The 2,495-nt window shown below is 27.6% G+C and carries 1 protein-coding gene; it reads right to left on the bottom strand.

Going from position 1 to position 2,495, the window contains the following annotated elements:
- Nucleotides 1-2,424 (bottom strand): glycosyltransferase (locus BU038_RS12240; protein WP_107606242.1); only part of this gene is annotated, 2,424 nt, incomplete at its 3' end.
- Nucleotides 2,425-2,495: the final 71 nt, after the last annotated feature.

Genomic DNA, 2,495 nt, shown 5'->3' with positions numbered 1-2,495 from the left:
TCCATTAGCTATACTCTCAATATTATTTTCTACTAACAAACCATTTTCATTGTTTATAACTGTATTAATACCACTTACATTAGTTCCGATAATTGGTTTACCCAGCACATTAGCTTCTAAAATTGCCATACCTTGACCTTCATTATTTGAAGCCAATACAAAACAATCACATTGTTCTACAAAAATAAAGGGATTTTGTATAAACCCTAAAAGAAAAACATTTTCTTGTAAGTTCAACCGTTGAATAAGACTATATAATTGACTATATTGAGGACCATCTCCAATAATAAACAACTTGCTCTTTTCCTCTTTTTCAACTACCTTTTTAAAAGCTTTGATTAAAGAGTAGTGATTTTTTTCTGGCGATAATCTGCCAACACTTACAAAGTTAAAATCATTATCATGAGGTGATTGTACACATTTCAAATTGCAACTATAAGCGTTAACTTCCTCAATATCATATAATGTATAATCTAACTTATGTCCTTCCTTATATAGCTGAATATGTTTCTTCAAATCTTGAGATTCTTGAGCTGTTTTTAAAATTTCATCACCATCAATAATATTCCCAATAAAAATCATCTTGTTATCTGAGTTAGTTATATATCCAGATAAATTATTTTTATTTTCTTCATTAGCGGTTTCAGAAACAGAAACTATTCTATCAAATTGATCATACAGACTAAAAATCACTTTTAAATTCCATTTGTGCTTATAGACTCCATTTATTTTTTTATTATATTCTTCGAACATATTAGCGTGAAGATAAATCGCTTTAACTTTTACTGGTGCAAATGCAAAAAGTGCTGTGAACATTTTATTATATCCACCGTAATCAATTAATATATCAGGCTTTAGATTACCGAATATTCTTTTAAAGTCTAACTCAAAATATCTTTTTATATGTTTCTTTATGATGAAGTTTGAATTAAATCCTTGTCGATAAAGTAAATTTTGGCTAATAGTATCAAAGATATTTCGATTAGTATCTGAAAATTTAGTAATAACATGCACCCTTTTATCTAGACGTTTCACATTTTGAAGCTTCTCTTCATTAACTAATTGATTTTCTATAATAACAAATTCATACTTATCATAATTAAAGGCTTTACTTAGATTAATAATTGAATTAGTAATCCCATTATTGTAAAAGCCACCACCATAAAATACTACTACTTTTTTTGATGACTTAAATAATTTTTCTTCTGATACTTCACCAAACATAAATCTTAAAGTGTTTGCTACAGATTTTCCATTATCTTGAGAACAGTATAATTCTAAATAATTATCAATATTTTCTTTATAACTGTTTAAATATTCATTTTCTTTGACTTGGATGTTTTCAACTAATTCCTCTATATTATTTGAAATTTTACCTGGCAAGGTTTGTAAATCTAAGTACATTCCTCTCTCAAATTCATACTCTGCTTTATCAGGCATAAAGAAATGAATTGGCTTTTTCAATGGTAAAAAATCAAAGAATATACTTGAGTAATCCGTGATTAGCAAATCTACGGTTGATAAAATTTCATTAGTATCAACCCAATTAGGAATCATATGGTTACCATAATCCATTTTCAGCATTTGTTCATAAACAAAATAATGGGTTTTTAAGTATACATGATAATCACTACCCAATGCTTTTTGTATTAGATCGGTCTGTTCAATTAGTTGTTTTACACTCTCATCTACAGAATCATTTTCTTTCCATGTTGGCGCGAAAAGTACAATTTTTTTATCTTTCACTAATTTATACTTGGTCAACATAGCTTCGCGATTACTATTTAACGTTAAATCTACTCGAGCATTACCAAACATTCCGATTTCAGCATTTAAAATACCATCCAAATCATTACTTTTAATCAACTTTTCAGCAGTAAATCTATTAGGCATAGCTAATTTATCTGCTGAAAATAAATTTTTCTGTATGTTTTTATGATCGTTAAACCCAGCATTTTTAATATCTTTTCCCAATGTTTTGAGAGGTGTTCCATGCCATGTATTTAAATAAACTTGCTCTTTTCTTTTACAAAAGTACGGCATATACGATGTATCATTGACTAGATACTTACATGTAGCTAATAACTTCAAGTATTTTTTGCTTTCATATTCAACAACTGAAAAAATTTTATTTTTATATTCATTTTTCAACCATTTAATCATAGGATCTTCTGTATCTTTTATTGCTATATAGCACTTAAAATTTGGGTATGATTCAATTAATTTTCTAAACAATGCATAAGCATTACCAGTAAAATTAACTCCATGATATGATTCCAATAAAATCGATTGTTCATTCACTTTATTCAATCGAATACAATCGAGATAATACGCGTTTAAACGGATTCTCTCATTCAATAAGTTTTCTTCAATAGGTTTCGTAATAAATTTTGCTATCTCTTTAGCCTTGTCTTTAGTAATCAATTGTATTTCCTCCGATGTAATAAGACTAATAACTTTTAATGTATTATACTATATTTCAAACCTTATAACAC

This window comes from Staphylococcus simulans, from assembly GCF_003043455.1.
Taxonomy (GTDB): domain Bacteria; phylum Bacillota; class Bacilli; order Staphylococcales; family Staphylococcaceae; genus Staphylococcus; species Staphylococcus simulans_A.
This window is presented reverse-complemented; position numbering and strand designations above follow the sequence as displayed.